22 protein-coding genes are annotated in these 13,672 nt (G+C 60.3%); 10 read left to right on the top strand and 12 right to left on the bottom strand.

The features are described 5' to 3' along the window. Positions 1–49: 49 nt before the first annotated feature. The 6 genes from CDQ91_RS12880 to CDQ91_RS12855 form a co-directional block, all read right to left on the bottom strand. Positions 50–1,555, bottom strand: a complete 1,506-nt coding sequence (locus tag CDQ91_RS12880; protein ID WP_088473122.1) for an acetyl-CoA hydrolase/transferase family protein — start codon at positions 1,553–1,555, stop codon at positions 50–52. An 88-nt stretch (positions 1,556–1,643) separates the two neighbouring features. Then, positions 1,644–1,883, bottom strand: a complete 240-nt coding sequence (locus CDQ91_RS12875) for a hypothetical protein (protein WP_237245970.1) — start codon at positions 1,881–1,883, stop codon at positions 1,644–1,646. Positions 1,884–1,910: 27 nt separating this feature from the next. Next, complete coding sequence (locus CDQ91_RS12870; RefSeq protein ID WP_088473121.1) at positions 1,911–2,312, bottom strand: DUF302 domain-containing protein; 402 nt, start codon at positions 2,310–2,312, stop codon at positions 1,911–1,913. 32 nt (positions 2,313–2,344) lie between these two features. Beyond that, positions 2,345–2,770 carry an OsmC family protein gene (locus CDQ91_RS12865; protein WP_088473120.1) on the bottom strand — a complete coding sequence of 142 codons (426 nt, stop codon included), beginning with the start codon at positions 2,768–2,770 and terminating at the stop codon, positions 2,345–2,347. A gap of 125 nt (positions 2,771–2,895) precedes the next feature. Further along, complete coding sequence (locus CDQ91_RS12860) at positions 2,896–3,552, bottom strand: DUF924 family protein (protein WP_088473119.1); 657 nt, start codon at positions 3,550–3,552, stop codon at positions 2,896–2,898. A gap of 20 nt (positions 3,553–3,572) precedes the next feature. Beyond that, positions 3,573–3,899: a TraR/DksA family transcriptional regulator gene (locus CDQ91_RS12855; protein WP_088473118.1), complete on the bottom strand. Its 327-nt coding sequence runs from the start codon at positions 3,897–3,899 to the stop codon at positions 3,573–3,575. 259 nt (positions 3,900–4,158) lie between these two features. Between CDQ91_RS12855 and CDQ91_RS12850 the strand changes: the two genes are divergently transcribed. Further along, positions 4,159–4,401, top strand: coding sequence for an HP1242/YdcH family protein (locus CDQ91_RS12850; RefSeq protein WP_088473117.1), 243 nt, complete (start codon positions 4,159–4,161; stop codon positions 4,399–4,401). A gap of 135 nt (positions 4,402–4,536) precedes the next feature. Here the strand turns inward: CDQ91_RS12850 and CDQ91_RS12845 are convergent, their stop codons facing one another. From CDQ91_RS12845 to CDQ91_RS12830, 4 genes are all read right to left on the bottom strand, one after another. Beyond that, positions 4,537–4,938: a c-type cytochrome gene (locus CDQ91_RS12845; protein ID WP_201791898.1), complete on the bottom strand. Its 402-nt coding sequence runs from the start codon at positions 4,936–4,938 to the stop codon at positions 4,537–4,539. Between the two features lie 180 nt (positions 4,939–5,118). After that, on the bottom strand, positions 5,119–5,730 hold the full coding sequence (locus CDQ91_RS12840; protein WP_144036768.1) for a hypothetical protein: 612 nt from the start codon (positions 5,728–5,730) through the stop codon (positions 5,119–5,121). A gap of 8 nt (positions 5,731–5,738) precedes the next feature. Then, complete coding sequence (locus tag CDQ91_RS12835; protein ID WP_088473115.1) at positions 5,739–6,218, bottom strand: ferritin-like domain-containing protein; 480 nt, start codon at positions 6,216–6,218, stop codon at positions 5,739–5,741. 177 nt (positions 6,219–6,395) lie between these two features. Then, a complete protein-coding gene (locus CDQ91_RS12830; protein WP_088473114.1) occupies positions 6,396–7,910 on the bottom strand; it encodes a catalase in 1,515 nt (504 codons plus the stop codon). A gap of 235 nt (positions 7,911–8,145) precedes the next feature. Between CDQ91_RS12830 and sciP the strand changes: the two genes are divergently transcribed. The 3 genes from sciP to CDQ91_RS12815 all read left to right on the top strand — a co-directional run bounded on the left by sciP (position 8,146) and on the right by CDQ91_RS12815 (position 9,280). Then, positions 8,146–8,445: a CtrA inhibitor SciP gene (gene sciP / locus CDQ91_RS12825; RefSeq protein WP_088473113.1), complete on the top strand. Its 300-nt coding sequence runs from the start codon at positions 8,146–8,148 to the stop codon at positions 8,443–8,445. 75 nt (positions 8,446–8,520) lie between these two features. Continuing rightward, positions 8,521–8,931 carry a DUF4332 domain-containing protein gene (locus tag CDQ91_RS12820; protein WP_237245969.1) on the top strand — a complete coding sequence of 137 codons (411 nt, stop codon included), beginning with the start codon at positions 8,521–8,523 and terminating at the stop codon, positions 8,929–8,931. A gap of 43 nt (positions 8,932–8,974) precedes the next feature. Beyond that, positions 8,975–9,280, top strand: a complete 306-nt coding sequence (locus tag CDQ91_RS12815; protein WP_088473112.1) for a hypothetical protein — start codon at positions 8,975–8,977, stop codon at positions 9,278–9,280. A 132-nt stretch (positions 9,281–9,412) separates the two neighbouring features. Here the strand turns inward: CDQ91_RS12815 and CDQ91_RS12810 are convergent, their stop codons facing one another. Both CDQ91_RS12810 and CDQ91_RS12805 read right to left on the bottom strand, forming a co-directional pair. Continuing rightward, entirely contained in the window at positions 9,413–9,613 is a 201-nt protein-coding gene (locus CDQ91_RS12810) for a dodecin family protein (protein WP_088473111.1), read from the bottom strand. 48 nt (positions 9,614–9,661) lie between these two features. Further along, on the bottom strand, positions 9,662–10,048 hold the full coding sequence (locus tag CDQ91_RS12805) for a DUF3597 domain-containing protein (RefSeq protein WP_088473110.1): 387 nt from the start codon (positions 10,046–10,048) through the stop codon (positions 9,662–9,664). 131 nt (positions 10,049–10,179) lie between these two features. On the opposite strand from CDQ91_RS12805, the gene CDQ91_RS12800 reads away from it, so the two are divergent. From CDQ91_RS12800 to CDQ91_RS12775, 6 genes are all read left to right on the top strand, one after another. Then, entirely contained in the window at positions 10,180–10,803 is a 624-nt protein-coding gene (locus CDQ91_RS12800) for a DUF937 domain-containing protein (RefSeq protein ID WP_088473109.1), read from the top strand. A gap of 58 nt (positions 10,804–10,861) precedes the next feature. Further along, a complete protein-coding gene (aqpZ, locus tag CDQ91_RS12795; protein WP_088473108.1) occupies positions 10,862–11,617 on the top strand; it encodes an aquaporin Z in 756 nt (251 codons plus the stop codon). A 13-nt stretch (positions 11,618–11,630) separates the two neighbouring features. Further along, on the top strand, positions 11,631–11,897 hold the full coding sequence (locus CDQ91_RS12790; RefSeq protein ID WP_088473107.1) for a GlsB/YeaQ/YmgE family stress response membrane protein: 267 nt from the start codon (positions 11,631–11,633) through the stop codon (positions 11,895–11,897). A 111-nt stretch (positions 11,898–12,008) separates the two neighbouring features. Further along, positions 12,009–12,527 carry a hypothetical protein gene (locus tag CDQ91_RS12785; protein ID WP_088473106.1) on the top strand — a complete coding sequence of 173 codons (519 nt, stop codon included), beginning with the start codon at positions 12,009–12,011 and terminating at the stop codon, positions 12,525–12,527. A 53-nt stretch (positions 12,528–12,580) separates the two neighbouring features. Then, on the top strand, positions 12,581–13,024 hold the full coding sequence (locus CDQ91_RS12780; RefSeq protein WP_088473105.1) for a hypothetical protein: 444 nt from the start codon (positions 12,581–12,583) through the stop codon (positions 13,022–13,024). A gap of 66 nt (positions 13,025–13,090) precedes the next feature. Continuing rightward, the gene (locus CDQ91_RS12775; protein ID WP_088473104.1) at positions 13,091–13,669 is read left to right on the top strand and encodes a hypothetical protein; all 579 of its coding nucleotides are present in this window, start codon (positions 13,091–13,093) and stop codon (positions 13,667–13,669) included. The last annotated feature ends 3 nt before the right edge of the window (positions 13,670–13,672 follow it).

Below are 13,672 nucleotides of genomic sequence, written 5' to 3'. Positions count from 1 at the left end.
CCGCCGGAAGCGCTTTTCGGTGTGCCGGTCACAGGCCAATGCCCTGCATTCACATGTGGCCGGTGGCGATAAATTTCTGATGCCAGGCGAGCGCCTCGCTTAGCAACGAAGGGGAATGCTTGCCGAAGGAATCGCGCAGTGCGCGCTCGTAATAGTCGGCCAGCCTGTCGCGATAGCGCGGGTGGACACAGGTCTCGATGATCAGGCAGGCGCGCTGCCTGGGCGCCAGTCCGCGCAGATCGGCAAGCCCCTGTTCGGTCACGATCACCTGCACGTCCTGGTTGATGTGATCGACGTGGCTGACCTGCGGCACGATCGTCGATATCGCCCCTCCCTTGGCCGTCGAAGGAGCCATGAAGATCGAGATATAGGCATTGCGGGCAAAGTCGCCCGAACCGCCGATGCCGTTCTGGATCGCCGAGCCCATGACGTGGGTGGAATTGACGTTGCCGTAGATGTCCGCCTCGATCATCCCGTTCATCGCGATGCAGCCCAGACGGCGGATCAGTTCGGGGTGATTGCTGATTTCCTGGGGGCGCAGGATAATCCGCTCGCGGTAGCGGTCCATGTCGGCATTCAGCGCATGCGCCGCCTCGGGACTCAGCGAGAATGCCGTCGAGGATGCCATGCGCAGCTTACCCGAGGTGAGCAGGTCCAGCATTCCGTCCTGCAAGACCTCTGTATAGGCGGTCATGTTCTCGAACGGACTGTCGATCAGGCCGGTCAGCACGGCGTTGGCGATATTGCCGACGCCCGATTGTAGCGGCAGCAGATTTTCCGGCAGCCGCCCCTGCGCGACTTCATGCGCGAAGAATTCCATCAGGTGGCCAGCGATCCGCTGGGCGCAATCGTCGGCTGGCTTGAACGGCAGGTTGCGATCGGGCGTGTCGGTTTCGACAATAGCGACAACCCTGGCCGGATCGCAGCGGAAGGTGGGCTGGCCGATCCGGTCATCGGCGCGAACCAGAGGGATCGGCACGCGGTGCGGCGGCAGGGCCGTACCGTAATAGATGTCGTGCATCCCCTCCAGCGCCGGGTTCTGCCAGCGATTGACCTCGAGGATGACCTGCCCCGCCCGGTCCAGCCAGGTCTTGTTGTTCCCTACTGACGAGGCGGGGACCAGCGAGCCATCAGGCAGGATCGCCGTCACTTCGACAAGCGCCGTGTCCAGCGGACCGAGGAATCCCTGCCAGGCCATTGGCGCCACCTGGCTCAGATGCATGTCGAAATAGTTCATCTCGCCGCGATTGATCTGCTCGCGAGCAATCGGATCGGAATTGTAGGGCAAACGAAAATCGATGCCCTTGGCCTTGGCGAGTGCGCCGTCCAGTTCAGGCCCGGTCGAGGCGCCGGTCCACACGCTGATCGCGAACGGATCGCCGGCCGCGTGTGCCGCCTCGATCCGCCGCGCCAGCGCCTGCGGCACCGCCTTGGGATAGCCCGCGCCGGTAAAACCGCTCATCCCCACGGTCGTGCCCGGCGCGATCAGCGCCGCGGCCGCCTCGGCGTCCATCACCCGGGACTGGAGCAATGGATGGGCAATTCGTGAGGTCATCAATCTTGGGTCTCCATCGGGCCTGTCGGATTTAAGGGTGCCAATAGGCCCGACTTGGCATGGATCTGCGTAGACCTTGAATTGAAGCTCAGAGCGCCCTCTTCAATCGCTCATAGGAGGCGCGCAGTTCCTCGGCCAGCACCTCGATCGCCGACTTGATGTTCTGCCCGCTGTCATGAAGGCGCGCTTCGGCCACGAAGTGGTTCCATTTGGTTTCGGCTTCCTGCCATTCCTGCTGGGCTTCCATGCTGCCCAGATGGGCCTGCACCTTGGCCTCATCACGCAACGTGGCGAGTTCCGTCTTCAGATTTTCCAATGCGCTCATCATCTTCCGCCTGTGCTGATTTTCGCTGGTCTAAATTTCGGATTGCCGCAGCCGGTCGATCGCGCGTGCGAGCTTTTCCCGGACCGTGCTGGCGGCTTTGACCAGTTCAGGATTGCTGATCGCCTGCATCGACGCCACCGGGTCAATTGCGGCGACTTCAACTTCGTCCGAACCTGACTGCTGCACGATGACATTGCAGGGCAACATCAGACCGACCTTGTCTTCCAGCTGCAGCGCCTCGTGCGCCAATGTCGGATTGCAGGCCCCAAGGATCGTATAGGGGCGAAATTCGACGTCGATCTTCGATTTGAGGGTCTGCTGGATATCGATCCGGCTGATCACTCCGAACCCCTCTGTCTTCAGCGCAGCCTCTGCGCGCGCGATGGCGTCATCGAACGGAACCTTCAACCTGGCGGAAATATAGTAGCTCATCCTCTGCTTTCTCCTATCGGGCTCGGGTTTCGTCAGCTTACCGCAACCGTAGTGATCACCGGCGTGCCCTCCAGGGTGCGCTGCACCGGGCAGCGGGCCGCGACCGTGATCAGCTTTTCCCGCTGCTTATCGGACAGATCCTCGCCAATGACACGGATCGTCTTGGTGAAATGATCCGTTTTCGCCGACTTCCCCTCGACCGTGCCCTTGGCGTGGGTCAGGGTGACTTCCACGCGTTCGAGCGGCCAGTTCTGCTGACGGGCATACCAGCGCACCGTCATGGCCGTGCATTCGCCCAGTGCGGCCAGCAACAGGTCATAGGGCGCCGGTCCCAGGTCCCCGCCATCCTGTTCGACGGGCTCATCGCCGATGAGGTGATGGCCGGACACGTCGATGCTGACGGCAAAAGCACTTTCACCGGTCTCGACGATGTGCGCTGTTGTCGCGCCTGTACTCAAAGAACGTCTCCCCTCATGCCGTGGCCCATGCTGGGACCATAACAGGTCATTTCTCGAACTGTCTGACAAAATGCCACTTGCTTGGCGTGAAGGTTGCAGTGGTCGAGAACAGTGCGAGCCTGCCGTCACAGGCGTTCTGGTTGAAATGCGCGCAGGTGCGGAAAATCGCCCTCTCCAAGGTACTCCTGTTCCGCAGGCATCGATTGCCTGCCAAGGATCTCATTGCGGTGCGGGTGACGACCAAATGTTGCAACTACCTGGCGGACGTCTTCGGCCTGTTTTACCAGGGATCGATAGATCGGCTGCAAATGTTCCGGGGCGGTGGAAGCAATTTCTCCCCGCAGACGGATGAGGAGATCAATGCGCTCAAGGTGGTCGGGGCCTTCGCAATGGCCGAGTGGCTGGGTGAAGGCGATCTTGAACCACGGCGTATCGAGAGCTTCATAGTGGCCGGTTGCCAACCCCGTCAGCGCCAGTTTCAGTGCGGCAGCATCCTGCGTGAATGCGCGCGGCGTGCCCCGCCAGAGCGACCGTGAAAACTGATCCAGCAGAATGATCAGTGAGAGTCGCCCCTCCGGATCGCTTGCCCAGTGATCGAGCCCGCCTTCCGCACCACGCGCGGTGAGTTCTGGAAACCGGGCGACGATCGCCTCATCTGCACCGCCCTGCATGCGCCAGAACCAATGCTTGCGATGAGTTTCTGTGTCCACATCCTTGCTGCGCCCTTCCGGAAACCAGAAGTCCAGTACGTCGTGCCACGGCTGAGCAGGGCTTTCGGTCATGCGCTTTCAATCGGACGAGGTCATTGCTCGCTGCTTGCGCAGGAAATGCAGAGTGCTGCTTCCGGGCGCGCCTCAAGACGTTTGGGAGCGATGGCATCGCCGCAGCGCACGCATTCGCCATAGGTGCCATTTTCGATGCGCAGCAAGGCCCGGTTGACCGACGCAATTTCGCGGGCGACCAGCGCAGCCTGCGCTTCGAGAGAGGCGTCATCCTCCAACTCGACCGCCTGTTCGGACGAATCCGGGTTCAAGGGTTCTGAAAGATCCTGAGCCAGGCGCTGCTGCCGGCCTGCGAGTTCGGTGAGTTGTTGCGAAAGGCGTGCTCGGGCGGCGTCGGCATTCGGCATGGACAATGATCCTTTCAAGTCTCCTGCCCTTTGTTAGCAAGTGCCGCCGCTGCCTGACAACGAGAAGTCCTTCGGCGCAAAGCCGGCAGGCAAGGATTCGTTGTTTACGCCGGCCTGCAGGATTTTTTCCGGCCTTCAAGCGACGTCGACAGTTGTGCTCGCCATCCCTAGGGTTAGGGAACGGCCAGCTCCGGCGAGGCGCGAGGGATTCTTCTTGCCGCATTTGAGACCGGGCCGTGATTGCGATTGGAGAATTTGAATGTCGAATACCCCCCACACTCTGGGCGATGAATTTCCTGACCAGATGGACCAGATCCACGCTCTGAAGGTGTCGAACACCCGGTTCGCCAAGCTCCTGGTGGACTATGACGCAGTTAACGACGAGATCCATCGCGCAGAAACCAACATCGCGCCGGTGTCGCAGGATCGCGAAACCGAACTGCGCAAGCAGCGCCTCGCGCTCAAGGACCAGATTGCCCAGGCTCTGACCGAAAACGCCTGACCGGGATCGCGTGTTTGCCTCCTGCTCCCTCTAATTCAGCGTTGTGGGAGGCAATACCGATCAGAGCATAGCAGCACCGTGCCGGCAACCAATTGGACATGGTTCCTGCCCGTAACCACTGCGGTCTATCCCATGTCAGATCGGTGGTACGTAATCGCTTCGCTGCAATGATATCATGTAGGCAGCAAGGTCATCGATCTGGTCGGGATCGATGGCAAAGTTCATCACATCGGGAAAATTGTGTGATTTCTGCAGCCAGGGCTTGATCGTCGCGCCGGTCAGGCCTGGCGTGTTGACGACAGATTCAAAGGTCGGGGCATCAACGTTCGGGGAGTATCGTCGTCCGGCGCTCACAGCATGGCAACCGGAACAATGCTGTTGCGCAAATGCCAGCCCCCTAGCCTCAGCAGATTCTCGGATTGAGCCGGCACCTTCCGCAGTCGTGGCGGGGTTTGGTACCCCTGCCTTGGGTATCATCTCGGGCGCGCACGCCGTTGTGAACAGCAAAAGAATGGTGAGACCTGGAAATTTACACATGGTCGCGACCTACCCCGATCACCATGCGGGGTCCAACTTCGAATGCGTGAAAGTCCCCCGACCACTCGCCCGCGGATATTCCGCAAGCGAGCAGTCGGGGATCAGGATCGAGCGGTCGCCCGATGACTCGGGTAGCGATCGCTTAGCGGCGATCGCTCTCCATCACTTTCGTCCAGACCCTCACGAAATGATCCGCGAACACATCGCGCAAGGATTGAAGCCGTCGATCGCCGCCATGGCGATAGTCAGAGCCGGGAGCGAAAGATCGGATATCTGCACCTCGCCAAGCCAGGGGACGCGCAGTGTCGATGCCTGCTTATGCCGTACATTCTGCAGTGGGGCGGATGTGTGGCTGCTTTCGGCTGCCGTTTGCGTCCAGACCAGGTCGGGACACGGGCCTGCCCGACACCGGTTGATCATCTCACGCAGTCCCTCGCTGGCGCCGGGTTCATGGCCGACCATGACTTCCCGGCCGATCAGCACGATCGGCACCACGGCGGGCAAGTCCAGACTCTCGACCGTCTGCGCAAACAGTTCGGCGCTTCTGGCATCGTGCGAGACTTCGTGCCGATGGAGTGTGACATCTCCTTCGCCGCCGATGGCTGCGTCCACGGATGCGGCCATGTCCCGGCAATGCGGGCACTCGGCGCTCCAGAAGAAATGAACGTCTATCCGGTCCGCCGCATTTGCAGGCGACAACGCGGAAAGCAGGGCAAACAAGCCGAGCAGGATTGCCAGCCACTGTTGCCGCGTTGCAGGAACGGGGAACAGAAGACCGGTCCGAAATTGCATCGATTGATTCAGGAGCGGCAACCCCCTCGATGGCGGCGACCACCCTGACCGCGCCCGCCACCTGTATTGCCCCCGCGTTCGCCGCTCTCGCGCGCCAGACAACGGCGGAAGGCTAGCAGGTGCTTGTTGCGCGAGGCGTCCTGTAAATTTTGAAGTACCTGCCGCACAATCGGATCATCGATCTGCGGGATCAGGCGGTCATAGAGCGCGATGTTCTCGATTTCCGCTTCGATGGCCATGGCACAGGCATCAGCGAGAGATGGGGGCAGCGCAATCTTGGCTGCTTGCCAGGGGTTCTCCGGGATTTCCATGCCCAACCGCTGTATCTGCCGCTCAAGAGCCGCGGCATGGCGCTGCTCGGCTTCCACGATGTTGATGAACGGGCGGACCGGGCCGAACTTCGCGATTACCGCTCCATAGGTAGCTTCGGCCTTGCGTTCGTCCTCAAGGGCGTCGAGCAGGACTGTGCGGAGGTCTGGTGCAGGCATTGATCGTCCTTTCTTTCCTGTTCCTTGAGTGGTTCTGCAATGGGTTCGCTGCATTATGCTCCGTGATCGGCGACAGTCTCAAGCTCCTCCCCCGTTGACCTGATGCTCCCCGGCCAAGTGGCGTCCCACCTCGCCGGGGAGCATCAAGCGTCATTACCTTGACTTCATTCTATTGTTTCAGTCGGCCAATTCCGGTTCAGGCGACAATTCCTGCGGCGATTTGACCGACATGCCGAGAGCCTTGGCAACTCCTGCGCCGTAAGCCGGATCGCAGCGCGTGCAATTGTCGATGTGGCGCTGCTTTATGAAGTCCGGGCCATCACCCAAGTTGCGCGCCGTATTCTCGAAAAGCACTTGCTGCTGCGCAGGCGTCATGAGCTGGAACAGCTTGCGCGGCTGGCTGTAGTAATCGTCGTCATCCTCGCGGAAATTGAACATCTCGGCATTGCCGTCGATGCGGAGCGGCGGCTCTGCAAATTCCGGCTGGTCGACCCACTGGCCAAAGCTGTTCGGTTGATAGTGCGGCAATCCGCCAAAATTGCCGTCCATCCGTCCTGCACCATCGCGATGGTTGCTCATGACCGGGCACTTGGCCGCATTGACCGGCACCTGGTGATAGTTGACGCCAAGGCGATAACGCTGCGAATCCGGATAGTTGATGAGCCGCGTCTGTAGCATCTTGTCAGGCGATACGCTGATGCCGGGCACTAGATTTGATGGCGAGAACGCCGCCTGCTCGACATCCATATGATAGTTTTCGGGATTGCGGTTCAATTCGAACTCGCCAACCTCGATCAGCGGATAGTCCTTCTTGTACCAGACCTTGGTCAGGTCGAACGGATGAACGTGATAGGTTTCCGCCTCGGCTTCGGGCATCACTTGCACATACATCTTCCAGCGCGGGAAGTCGCCGCGTTCGATGGCTTCGAAAAGGTCGCGCTGATGGCTCTCGCGGTCGTTGGCCACAACCGCTGCGGCATCTGCGTCGGTGAGGTTCTCGATGCCCTGCTGGGTCCGAAAGTGGAACTTGACCCAGAAGCGTTCGCCGACATCGTTCCAGAAGCTGTAGGTGTGGCTGCTGAAGCCGTGCATGTGACGGTAGCTCTTGGGAATGCCGCGATCCGACATCACCACCGTAACCTGGTGGAGAGCCTCGGGCAGCAGCGTCCAGAAGTCCCAGTTGTTCGTCGGTGAACGCATATTGGTGCGCGGATCGCGCTTGACCGCCTTGTTGAGGTCAGGGAACTTCTTCGCATCGCGCAGGAAGAACACAGGGGTGTTGTTGCCCACCATGTCCCAGTTGCCTTCCTCGGTATAAAACTTGAGTGCAAAACCGCGGATGTCGCGCTCGGCATCCGCCGCGCCCCGTTCGCCGGCCACCGTGCTGAAACGCGCGAACATTTCGGTCTTCTTGCCGACGGCGCTGAAAATCTTGGCCCGCGTATAGCGCGTGATGTCGTTGGTCACGGTGAAGGTGCCGAATGCACCGGAACCCTTGGCGTGCATCCGCCGCTCCGGGATGACTTCCCGCACGAAATTGGCGAGCTTTTCGTTGAGCCAGACATCCTGCACAAGCACCGGACCGCGCTTGCCCGCAGTCATCGAGTTCTGATTGTCGACGACCGGAGCGCCGAACGCCGTGGTCATATGGGAAACCGGGCATTTCCCCTTGTTAAGGATTTCGTCAGACATGGGATTCTCCTCTCCGCCGATGGAATAACAGGCAGACGTTACGGCGGGAGTATCACTCGCTCAAGGCGAATCCATGCAGTGATCCAGATTGTCTGTTCGCTGGAATACATATGGCTTGCACAACGGCATCGGCAGTCTCACGCAATGTTAACTTCCTCTTGGCCATGATTGGCAGCACACATCGCTGACAAAGGAGACGGTGCCAGCGCTTGCGGCCAGGCGATCGATATTCATTATGATTGAGAACCAGAAATTCCGTCCCGCCGTAGTCATTGGGCCGCTCGGTGAGCCGCTCACCCTCGATTCCCTGCCGCCAAGAGACACCCGACGCTGGGTCGTCCGGCGCAAGGCCGAAGTGGTTGCTGCCGTCAACGGCGGATTGCTGACCATCGACGAAGCCTGCGAGCGCTATGACCTGACCATCGAGGAGTTTGCCGCCTGGCAGCGCGCCGTCGACCGGTCTGGTATGCAGGGGCTGCGGGTCACGAGGCTGCAACACTACCGTGACCTCTATGAGCGCCAGCAGAAATATTGACCGGCGTTTGCATGGCCTGATCTGTCCGGTTAGGCTGTCAGTCGCAGAATAGACAAGGCGTAATGCAAGGAGTGGATGATGGCGTACAAGATCGATGAAATCGAAGGGATTGGAGCGAAGTACGCCGAACGACTGCAGGCAGCGGGCATCAAGACCACGGACGATTTGCTCAGCGCCTGCGGCAGCCGCAAAGGCCGGGACGACGTTGCCGCGCAAACCGGATTTTCTACCAGCCAGCTGCTCAAGTGGGCCAACATGGCCGACCTGATGCGGATTTCAGGCGTAGGCGAAGAGTACTCCGAACTACTCGAGGCCGCCGGCGTTGACACGGTCAAGGAACTGGCCACCCGCAATGCCGAGAACCTGGCAGCGAAAATGAAAGAGATGAACGAGGCGAAGAAATTCACCCGGGCAGTGCCCGCTGCCTCGCAGGTCGAGAAATGGGTCGATCAGGCCAAGACCATGGATCCCGCGATCAGCCATTGATCGAGGGGCATTGCATCCGGACACCAGGAAATCGGGAGATGCCATGAGCGAGAATCCGGCTCAAAAGCAGAGTGTAGAACGCCTGCCTGACCAGCGGTCCTCGATGATCACTGACGAACTGAACAAGGTCCTTGCCATGCTGAAGGGCGCTTGCCCCGAAGACGCGATTATCAGCTTCGATTTCGATGGCAGACTCCACGTCCATATCGACGTAAGGAATTTCGAGGACTTGCTGAAGGTCGAAGGCCTGCTGCCTGTGCTGGGAGGGGGAATTTTTCGTGATGTCACCCGCGGCGACACCCCGCACCATCCCTTCCATCATCGGCTGAGCGCAATCGTCGATCGTTGATGCCCCCGGTTGCCCCTCACGGAGCGAAGGCGACAACACACAAATATAGGCCGAGGATCTGGAGGGACAGGTCCTCGGCCTTTTCTTGCACCTTTGGGTTCGGCCGTCAGCAGCGACCGTATCCAAGGTGCGTCACTTGACGATAAAGGTGATCGACAGGATCACCCGCCATTCGCTGATCTTGCCATCGTTGACGGTGACCTTGGTGTCCTTGACCCAGGCACCTTCGATATTGCTCACGGTCTCCGATGCCTTGGCAATGCCGCTGGAAACCGCATCCTCAAAACCCGTCGTCGAGCTGGAAATCACTTCGATTACTTTGGCGATAGCCATGGTGCTTCTCCTGAAAATCCCCTGTTTGGGTTGCCCCCAGCCTGACGATCAATCCAGAAGTTCGGCCGGAACCTTGCCGCCATTGGCCGCCAGTTCCCGCATGACCTGCTTGTGCAGCCAGATGTTCATTTCAGCGCTACCGTCAAGCGCACCGGTGTAACCGAGTTCCTGGGCGAGGCCCTTGCGCTCGGTGAGGCTGGAATCGAGGCCGAGCAGCTTCATCAGGTCGACAATCGAGGTGCGCCAGTTGAGTTTCTGGTCAGACTTTGCCGCAAGGCCACTGAGGATGGCTTCCACATCGACTTCGGAAACCGGCTGCGGTGCGACTGGAGTCAGTGCCGAGGGAGCCGCCGCCGTGGTCGGTGCGGGTGCAGCCGGAGCCGCCTGCGCCTTCTTGCCGAAAATGGCGTCCTTGATTTTACCGAAAAAACTCATCGCGCTTCTCCTTGCTCTCTGACATCATCCCGAAACGAGTGTGTGGGAGCCATGTTGCTTTGGCAAGTCATGGGCGATGATCATGACGTCTGTCGGACACGTCTGGCGTCGTTTAAGAACAGGAGGCCGCTGTGAATATTGCAGACATCATGAAACAGACTGGGGCGCTTGATTCCATATCACGTGAACTGGGTGTCGACCCCGCAACAGCCCGCACCGGAGCAGAGGCGCTGCTTCCCGCCATCCTCGGCGGCTTCAAGAAGCAGGCGCAGCCCGCGCCGGGCGGTCTTGGCGGACTGATCGACATGCTGGGCGGTGCCGGCGGCGGCGGCCTGCTGGAGGCAGTGACCGGCAGTGCTCCGACCCCCGCAGCACCTGGCAATGAAATCCTGGGCCAGATCTTTGGCTCGAAGGAGGTCAGCCGGACTGTTGCTGGCCAGGCCTCGCAATCGACCGGCATCGATCCTGCGCTGCTCAAGAAGATGCTGCCGCTGCTGGCCATGGCCGTCACCGGTTACCTGGCCAGCCAGAAGGCGGGCGGCGGGGCCAGTGACACCGGACAGGGCGGCGGCCTTGGCGGCATGCTGGGCCAGGTTCTCGGCGGCGTGATGGGCGGCGGTCAAGGCGGAGCGGCGCAAAGCGGCGGTCTTGGTGGTCTTGGTGGTCTTGGTGGCCTTGCGTCGCTGATCGACCTCGACGGCGATGGCAATCCACTCGACGACATTCTGGGCATGGCAGGACGGCTCGGCCGCTGACACGAGCGGCGCAGCCTACTGGTCTCATGGCGCCACACAAGCATAAGGGGGAGAACCAATGATACGCAAATTCGCAGCCGAATTCGTCGGCACATTCTGGCTGGTATTCGGAGGCTGCGGTTCGGCCGTCCTGGCCGCCGGATTTCCGGAGCTCGGCATCGGGTTCACCGGTGTCTCGCTGGCTTTCGGCCTGACGGTCCTGACGATGGCCTATGCAGTGGGCGGGATTTCCGGCGGCCATTTCAATCCCGCGGTCTCTTTGGGCCTCGCTCTCGCCAACCGGTTCTCCTGGAAGGACCTGATCCCGTACTGGATTGCCCAGGTGGTGGGCGCGGTTGCCGCCGCGGTCGTGCTCTACGTCATCGCCTCGGGCAAGACCGGGTGGAGCGCCGGCGGCTTTGCATCGAACGGCTTTGGCGACCTGTCGCCTGGCGGCTACTCGATGCAGGCAGCCCTGCTGATCGAGATCGTGCTGACAGCAGGGTTCCTGATCGTCATCTTGGGGGCGACATCAAAGGCAGCCCCTTCCGGTTTTGCGCCGATCGCCATCGGGCTGGCGCTGACCTTGATCCACCTGATCTCGATCCCCGTCACCAACACCTCGGTCAATCCGGCCCGATCCACCGGCGTGGCCCTCTTCGCCGACACCGCGGCTCTGGGCCAATTGTGGCTGTTCTGGGTCGCTCCCCTCGTGGGCGCGGCGATTGGCGCCTTGATCTGGAGGGTCATGCTGTCACCTGGCGAAGCACCGGAGAACATCGGCAACGATCAATTCGTGGACGTCAGCGTGACGCACCTGGAAATCCGTAACTGAGGAGGAAGAAACTATGGGTTGGATTATTGCACTGATCGTCGGCGGTATCGCCGGTTGGCTGGCCAGCCTGGTCATGAACCGCGATGCCTCGATGGGCATTTTCTGGAATATCGTCGTCGGCATCGTGGGCTCACTGATCGGCAATGCGGTTGCCGGACCACTGCTCGGCATCAGCGGCAGTGTGCAGGAATTTTCTCTGACCGGGCTGATCATCGCTTTCGTCGGCGCCGTGATCCTGCTCGGGATCGTCAACATGGTGCAGCGCAGGAATATCCGCTGAACCAGGCAAACTTTCGGGTGGGGTGTCGTCCCCACCCGGTGTCGTTACCCGCCTTTTGGCTCCGATTTGTCCGCGCGTGCTCAGCAGTTCTGGATTTGAGAGAGGTTTACCATGCGACGCTTCCTGATATCTGCGCCCATTTTTCTGTTGGTTTCAGCGTGCTCCGGCGAGCAGGCAGATGAGGCTACATCGCCTGCTGCTGCAGCGACAGGCGGCAGTTCGGGCGTCGCTGAAACTTACCGCACATCATTCGATAGAGCGTGGCAGAGTGCCAGCGAAGGGCGTAGCCCCTCGCAAGCCTGTGCCGGCGTTGTCGGCAAGGCGGCAGGGCTGCTGAAAACAACGGCGACCGGCGGGCAGAAACGCACGGATGCGATTGCGGCACTCGATGCCTGTTATGTTGGTGCCATGGCGCACTTCGTCGAGACGACCCTGTCCGTCGAGAAGCCCGGGACGACAGAGTGCATCAACCTGCTCAAAGCCCTGCCTGTCCACCGCAGTTCGCTGGGCGGATTTATCACTGACGTTGGCGAGGATGTTGCAGCCTACGATCGCCGCCTGAACGATCGGATCGAGGCGAAAGTGCGCTCGGCCTGCCCCGACACTGCCGCCGTCATTCTTGGGGCTTGACCCCGTCGCCCGAATCACAGGCAACCCACTATCGCCGTGCGAAGGAGAGTCTCATGAAAAAGCCCCATATCGCGAAATTCGCCGCCGCTCCTGCCCTGCTTCTGCTGGCGGCGTGCGGGCAGGATACCGCAGTTGAAAATGAAGCTGTGGCTGACGAGACGGAAATGTCGGCCACAGGCACCTCGGCCTCGGGCAATCGGGACTGGATGCCGGCGGGCGTCGCCCTGCCAAGTGGCCACACTGTGATCCAGGACACCAAGATCGGCATGCGGACATACCTGCTGCAGGCCAGTGTCCCCAATGATCCCAAGTCAGAATTCCCCGGATGGAAATCTGCGCTTGAGGCGGCTGGATACCAGGTCAACGACGGAATGCTCTCCGATGGCCGGTTGCTGTTCGACGGCGGCAACGTCGAAAGCGGCCAGATCTCCGTTTCGCAGCCCGAAGATGTCGAAGGCTACATGATCCAGATCGATGTCACTCAAACCGAGCAATAATGCCCATACCTTCACGCTGAAGGCGTAAGACGCACTGCGATCGCCGTTTATCTCCAGGAGACTATCATGTCATTTCGCCCTTTTAAACGCAGCGCCATCCTGCTCCCGATCGCGGCCCTGCTCATCACAGGGTGTTCGCCCGATGGACAGGAATCCGGCACCAGCCCTGCTGCGCAATCCAGCGGTGCCGGCGATGGCGCTGCCAGCACTGGCAGGCAGGATGAGGGCACACTGATCACCGGCACAGTCAACGGGCAACCTGCCAGCTGGTCACTGTGGACAATGCAGTCGGATTTCACAGGTGATGCCAGCAGCGGCACGGTGTCTGTCATGGCCCGAAAAGTGAGCGGGCCTGACGACATCGGCAATATTGCTTTCGGCTTTGAACTCGGAGGCGGGAAGCCAAACAATCCGGAAATTACGCTCGACAATGGCGAGGGGAAGCGGGCCTTCTACCTTTCATCATCGTCGACCGCACCCGTGACATTGAACAAGGTTGAGAAATCCGGCGAGCAATTGCACCTCAGTGGTTCTGTGTCCGCGAAACTCGGTCATTCAACAGACTTCGGGCGGACCATTGATGACAGCAAAAGCCATGCAGTCGAACTGACGTTTGACATCAAACTGGATAGTCTCAGTCAGTAAAAC

This window comes from Sphingopyxis witflariensis, assembly GCF_002205635.1.
Lineage (GTDB): Bacteria > Pseudomonadota > Alphaproteobacteria > Sphingomonadales > Sphingomonadaceae > Sphingopyxis > Sphingopyxis witflariensis.
The sequence above is the reverse complement of the archived record's forward strand: the minus strand, read 5'-3'. Positions and strand labels throughout refer to the sequence as shown.

What these genes read in the sequence shown, in the direction of transcription:
- CDQ91_RS12880 (WP_088473122.1), bottom strand. Translation starts at nt 1,555, where the DNA reads ATGACCTCACGAATTGCCCATCCATTGCTCCAGTCCCGGGTGATGGAC.
- CDQ91_RS12875 (WP_237245970.1), bottom strand. Translation starts at nt 1,883, where the DNA reads ATGATGAGCGCATTGGAAAATCTGAAGACGGAACTCGCCACGTTGCGT.
- CDQ91_RS12870 (WP_088473121.1), bottom strand. Translation starts at nt 2,312, where the DNA reads ATGAGCTACTATATTTCCGCCAGGTTGAAGGTTCCGTTCGATGACGCC.
- CDQ91_RS12860 (WP_088473119.1), bottom strand. Translation starts at nt 3,552, where the DNA reads ATGACCGAAAGCCCTGCTCAGCCGTGGCACGACGTACTGGACTTCTGG.
- CDQ91_RS12855 (WP_088473118.1), bottom strand. Translation starts at nt 3,899, where the DNA reads ATGCCGAATGCCGACGCCGCCCGAGCACGCCTTTCGCAACAACTCACC.
- CDQ91_RS12850 (WP_088473117.1), top strand. Translation starts at nt 4,159, where the DNA reads ATGTCGAATACCCCCCACACTCTGGGCGATGAATTTCCTGACCAGATG.
- CDQ91_RS12845 (WP_201791898.1), bottom strand. Translation starts at nt 4,938, where the DNA reads ATGTGTAAATTTCCAGGTCTCACCATTCTTTTGCTGTTCACAACGGCG.
- CDQ91_RS12840 (WP_144036768.1), bottom strand. Translation starts at nt 5,730, where the DNA reads ATGCAATTTCGGACCGGTCTTCTGTTCCCCGTTCCTGCAACGCGGCAA.
- CDQ91_RS12835 (WP_088473115.1), bottom strand. Translation starts at nt 6,218, where the DNA reads ATGCCTGCACCAGACCTCCGCACAGTCCTGCTCGACGCCCTTGAGGAC.
- CDQ91_RS12830 (WP_088473114.1), bottom strand. Translation starts at nt 7,910, where the DNA reads ATGTCTGACGAAATCCTTAACAAGGGGAAATGCCCGGTTTCCCATATG.
- sciP (WP_088473113.1), top strand. Translation starts at nt 8,146, where the DNA reads ATGATTGAGAACCAGAAATTCCGTCCCGCCGTAGTCATTGGGCCGCTC.
- CDQ91_RS12820 (WP_237245969.1), top strand. Translation starts at nt 8,521, where the DNA reads ATGATGGCGTACAAGATCGATGAAATCGAAGGGATTGGAGCGAAGTAC.
- CDQ91_RS12815 (WP_088473112.1), top strand. Translation starts at nt 8,975, where the DNA reads ATGAGCGAGAATCCGGCTCAAAAGCAGAGTGTAGAACGCCTGCCTGAC.
- CDQ91_RS12810 (WP_088473111.1), bottom strand. Translation starts at nt 9,613, where the DNA reads ATGGCTATCGCCAAAGTAATCGAAGTGATTTCCAGCTCGACGACGGGT.
- CDQ91_RS12805 (WP_088473110.1), bottom strand. Translation starts at nt 10,048, where the DNA reads ATGAGTTTTTTCGGTAAAATCAAGGACGCCATTTTCGGCAAGAAGGCG.
- aqpZ (WP_088473108.1), top strand. Translation starts at nt 10,862, where the DNA reads ATGATACGCAAATTCGCAGCCGAATTCGTCGGCACATTCTGGCTGGTA.
- CDQ91_RS12790 (WP_088473107.1), top strand. Translation starts at nt 11,631, where the DNA reads ATGGGTTGGATTATTGCACTGATCGTCGGCGGTATCGCCGGTTGGCTG.
- CDQ91_RS12785 (WP_088473106.1), top strand. Translation starts at nt 12,009, where the DNA reads ATGCGACGCTTCCTGATATCTGCGCCCATTTTTCTGTTGGTTTCAGCG.
- CDQ91_RS12780 (WP_088473105.1), top strand. Translation starts at nt 12,581, where the DNA reads ATGAAAAAGCCCCATATCGCGAAATTCGCCGCCGCTCCTGCCCTGCTT.
- CDQ91_RS12775 (WP_088473104.1), top strand. Translation starts at nt 13,091, where the DNA reads ATGTCATTTCGCCCTTTTAAACGCAGCGCCATCCTGCTCCCGATCGCG.